The following is a 5,112-nucleotide window of genomic DNA, read 5'->3' on the forward strand; positions in this document are numbered from 1 at the left end:
AGCACCGTTAAAAAATGTGTATTTATATTAGAATTTCTGAAGTCTTTCGTCTTCTTTATGACTAGTATGATAGCAAACCACTATAGATAAATTAAATTCAATATATACAATCACGCAATTGGTTTTATTAATAGAAGAGCCGTGCTCTTGCATCTTGGGTGCAAGAGCGAGTATGCGTTCCTTTATGCCGGTGCTTGCAAGTTTTCAGGGTTTAACCCTTTAACTGGAATAACTTCTTGTAAATGTTGACGTACGGTGTCAATCGGAAATTTTTGAGCTTGGAGGCGCTTTGGCACAATTTGACTGCCTTGCTGGCCTTTTACTTCAAACATCATAATTATATAGTCATCGGTCTCATCCCAGCTCTTTATAGAAGTCCATGGGACGACAGCTTGTTGAGTAGCGCCTGCACGCATTTGCATACCGCGCATTTGTGAATTCTTCATCATCTCTGGCTGCTGACTTGGCATTGCCATGACTAAGCCATGCTTTTGGACGCCCAGCTTCATTTGGCGCATTTCATCTGGCATTTCTTGATCGGCCACTTGTTTTTCAAACTCTTTTTTGACATACCATTTAAAGCCAAGCGTACGAGCCAGAAGGTAAATGACGACTGAAACTAACATCAACCAAAAGATAATAGTAGAGTAGCCAGTGACAAAGACCAGCCCTGCAATCGCTAGTGCCACGACTACTGCCATAATAATCCATTCTTTGGTTTTTAGGCTTGATAGACCAAAAGAAGGGCTGGCGCTGGCATACAGTTCATACTGTGCTTGATGGAATTCAGCCTCGGTTAAGTTTAAGGCAATAGGTTGTAGTGTGTAGGGATACAGGGCCATAAAGGTTTCTCAAATACTTATGATAAAAGCGTTGAATTTAAATTGCCAAAGCGAAGCGGCAACGCCAGATTTGGCTAGAGTGGAAATAAAGTGATGCGCTTATCTTACCGAAAAGTGTCCTTAAATGAAACAAATAAGCGTCTCAACGTCTTTATTGACGTCATGTTTTTGAGGATTTATCACGATAAATACCGTTTGAAGTGGTGTTTGATGCTTCAGTATATATTGAGCCAGCAGGTACGGGGTAATAATAAAATAATAAAGGATGGGCGAGGCAATATTGAGCCAATACGACACACGATAAGCTTATTCAAATAGGACTAAAATATAGTCAAAACATGGTCAAATCTGTTGGGTCTTGGTATTATAGCGACTACCGTATATTCTCGTAGGCAACATGAGCCAGAATGAGGTCTCAGCGGAGTTAAAAAGGCAGCTGTTTTTCGAGTTGATTTACGGGTGATACAGCCACATTTTTATTTTGATTAAGAAGATATTGATCAGGCAGATATCGATATCGAAAAGTCAAAGGTGAAAGATGGCAGATACGTTCTGTTATTCACTCCAGCTATTTGATACACCTTATACTAGGGGCAGGTTCAGCAGGCCCTGACAATACTTATTTATAATCTATTCATACTCAGCATTATTTATTCATAATCAGCGTCACAGGCAACTAATATGATTGATCCGAAACTCTTACGCGGCGATTTAAGTGATTTACAACAGCAATTGACCACCCGTGGTTATGAGCTTGATATGGCGTTTTGGCAAAATATCGAAACCGAGCGAAAATCGCTGCAAGTCAAAACCGAAGAGCTGCAATCTCGTCGTAATGCTGGTGCCAAACAAGTAGGCGCGCTAAAAAAAGTAGGCGAAGACGCTAGTGAGCTGTTGGCTGAGATGCAAAGCGTTAGCGGCGATATTAAAACGGCTGAAGATGAGCTGCGTACTCTACAAGAACGTATCACCCAAGCAGCCTTGCAAATCCCTAATATCCCCGCAGCAGATGTACCAGTCGGTGCGGCAGAAGAGGATAACGTCGAAGTACGTACGTGGGGGACGCCGCGCGCGTTTGACTTTGACATTCAAGATCACACTTATATCGGTGAAACGCTTGAGATGCTAGATTTTGAAGCGGCGACCAAGCTGACCGGCAGTCGCTTTAATGTGCTCAGAGGACAGCTAGCACAAATGCATCGTGCGTTGATCCAGTTTATGCTTAACACCCATACCATCAAGTATGGCTATACTGAGACTTATGTGCCTTATATTGTAAACTCTGAAAGCCTAAAAGGCACAGGGCAGCTGCCTAAGTTTGAAGATGATTTGTTTAAATTGACCAATCATACCAACAATGATGGCACAGATTTTTATTTGATTCCGACCGCTGAAGTACCTATGACCAACTTGGTACGGGGCGAGCGTTTGGATATCAAAGCATTGCCATTGAAGTTTACCGCTCATACACCTTGTTTCCGTAGTGAGGCGGGCTCGCATGGTCGTGATACTCGCGGTTTAATTCGTCAGCACCAGTTCGAAAAAGTTGAAATGGTCAACATCGGAACCGCTGAGCAGTCTGACGAGCTACTTGAAGCGATGACCGGACAAGCAGAGTACGTATTGCAGCAGCTTGATTTACCATATCGTGTGGTGCAGTTATGTACAGGTGATATGGGCTTTAGCGCGCAAAAAACCTATGATATCGAAGTGTGGTTGCCTAGCCAAGATACCTATCGTGAAATATCTAGCTGCTCTAACTGCGGTGATTTCCAAGCGCGCCGCATGGGCACGCGTGTCAAAGATGGTAAGAAAACCACGCTTGCACACACGCTCAATGGTTCAGGTTTGGCTGTCGGTCGTACGCTACTCGCAGTGATGGAAAATCATCAAAATGCTGACGGTAGTATTACTATTCCAGAAGTGTTGCGTCCATTCATGGGTGGTGCTGAGGCTATTTCAGCTAAGTAGCCTGCTAATTGATGGTCTACTAGTTATTCGGATCATCAGTGGTTTAGTACTTGCCGGCTCGACACTTGCAGGCTCAGTACTTGCCAGTGCTAACTTGGGTGATATGTTCGTCTGTCGTTTAACAGAACTGATGTAAGTCATTGAGAAATATAAACGGTCTCGTCATCTCATTTTTGGCTTGGTTTATAGCAAATATGATAACATTGCACTTTGATTAGTTAGTCTATAAGTTAGGGGCGCATTTGGCGCCCTTATGACTATAAATTTTTGAGTAAATTTTCCTCTTAGCCCAATACTAGGACACTCTATGCCTACCCCAATTAGCGAACGTAAACTAGCCAATGCCATCCGTGTGCTGTCGTTTGACGCGGTTCAAAAAGCCAACTCTGGACATCCGGGTGCGCCAATGGGTATGGCTGATATCGCCGAGGTTTTGTGGCGCAAGTTTTTGAAGCACAATCCCGCTGATCCAAGTTGGCACAACCGTGATCGTTTCGTACTGTCGAACGGTCATGGATCGATGCTTATCTATTCATTGTTACATCTATCTGGCTATGATTTGAGCGTCGATGACCTGAAAGGTTTCCGACAGTTGCACTCGAAAACGCCAGGTCATCCTGAGCTTGGTTATACGCCAGGTGTAGAAACGACGACTGGCCCATTAGGGCAAGGTATTGCCAATGCCGTTGGATTTGCAATTGCAGAAAAGACACTGGCGGCACAGTTCAACCGTGAAGGTCACAACATCGTTGATCACAACACTTATGCATTCTTGGGTGATGGCTGCTTGATGGAAGGTATCAGCCATGAAGTTTGTTCACTGGCTGGCACGTTAGGTCTTGGTAAGTTGGTCTTCTTCTACGATGATAATGGTATCTCTATCGACGGTAATGTCGAAGGTTGGTTCACTGATGACACCGAAGCTCGTTTTGAATCGTACGGTTGGCAGGTCATTAAAGTCGATGGTCACGATACCAATGCGATTACGCAAGCAACTGAACAAGCGCTTGCAGAGACTGCTAAGCCAAGTCTAATCATTTGTAAAACAACTATCGGTGCTGGTAGCCCGAACAAGCAAGGCCTAGCTTCTAGTCATGGTGCGCCACTAGGAGATGATGAAATCGTCTTAACTCGTGATGCGCTATCTTGGAAACATGCACCGTTCGAGCTAGATGATGAAATCTACGAAGCGTGGGATGCCAAGCCAAAAGGCGATGTGCTACAAAAGAACTGGGACGCTGACTTTGAGAATTATAAAAAGGCATATCCTGAGTTGGCGGCAGAATTATTGCGTCGTCTAGAGGGCGAGCTACCAACGAACTTTGACAGTCAAGCGCAAGAATACATTCAGCAAACTCAAGCGCAAGGCGGTGATGTTGCCAGTCGTAAAGCCAGTCAAAACGCTATCAATACCTTGCAGCCGTTACTGCCAGAACTCATGGGCGGCTCAGCCGATCTTGCAGGCTCGAATTTGACGCTATTTAAAGGCGCGAAAGGCATCGAAAAAGATGCTGACGGTAACTATATCTATTATGGCGTGCGCGAGTTTGGTATGACAGCTATTGCTAATGGCATTGCCTTACATGGTGGCTTTATTCCTTACGTAGCGACATTCCTAATGTTTATGGAGTACGCACGTAACGCGGTACGCATGGGCGCACTCATGAAGCAGCGCGTCATTCACGTCTACACGCATGACTCTATTGGTTTGGGTGAAGATGGTCCAACGCACCAGCCAGTTGAGCAGTTGACTAGCTTACGTACTACACCAAATCTACGCACATGGCGTCCGTGTGATGCGACTGAATCGGCTAGCGCTTGGGTAGAGGCGATCAAGTCTGAAAACAACCCATCAGCGTTAATCTTCAGCCGTCAGAGCTTGCCACATCAAGCACGTGACAGCGAGCAAGTAGCCAACATCACCAAAGGTGGTTATGTACTGGCAAAAGAGCAGGGCGAGCTACAAGCGATCATCATCGCGACGGGCTCAGAAGTTGGTCTAGCGATGGAAGCGTACGAGACACTAAGCGCAAATGGTGTTGGTGTACGTGTGGTGTCTATGCCATGTGCTGAGATTTTCGTTGAGCAAGACAGCAACTATCGTGAAGCTGTATTGCCAAGCAATACCCGTGCTCGTGTCGCAGTAGAAGCCGCGCATGTGGATTACTGGTATAAGTTTGTTGGTCTAGATGGCAAAGTCATCGGCATGACCACTTATGGCGAATCTGCCCCTGCAAGTGATTTGTATAAAGAGTTCGGCATCACGACTGACGCTGTGGTTGAAGCGGTAAATGGCCTA

3 protein-coding genes are annotated in these 5,112 nt (G+C 45.2%); 2 read left to right on the forward strand and 1 reads right to left on the reverse strand.

The window, feature by feature from the left end; all coding sequences use genetic code 11:
• Positions 1–182: 182 nt before the first annotated feature.
• Positions 183–842, reverse strand: a complete 660-nt coding sequence (locus tag L0J61_RS09165) for a YcxB family protein (RefSeq protein WP_301466142.1) — start codon at positions 840–842, stop codon at positions 183–185.
• 681 nt (positions 843–1,523) lie between these two features.
• Between L0J61_RS09165 and serS the strand changes: the two genes are divergently transcribed.
• Positions 1,524–2,813: a serine--tRNA ligase gene (gene serS / locus L0J61_RS09170; RefSeq protein ID WP_301466143.1), complete on the forward strand. Its 1,290-nt coding sequence runs from the start codon at positions 1,524–1,526 to the stop codon at positions 2,811–2,813.
• A 307-nt stretch (positions 2,814–3,120) separates the two neighbouring features.
• Positions 3,121–5,112, forward strand: a 1,992-nt coding sequence (gene tkt / locus L0J61_RS09175; protein ID WP_301466144.1) for a transketolase, incomplete at its 3' end; no start/stop codon positions are given.

Origin of the sequence: Psychrobacter sp. (genome assembly GCF_030457785.1) — a bacterium.
GTDB lineage: Bacteria > Pseudomonadota > Gammaproteobacteria > Pseudomonadales > Moraxellaceae > Psychrobacter.

Coding starts and splice junctions, on each gene's coding strand:
- L0J61_RS09165 (WP_301466142.1), bottom strand. CDS start 842: ATGGCCCTGTATCCCTACACACTACAACCTATTGCCTTAAACTTAACC.
- serS (WP_301466143.1), top strand. CDS start 1,524: ATGATTGATCCGAAACTCTTACGCGGCGATTTAAGTGATTTACAACAG.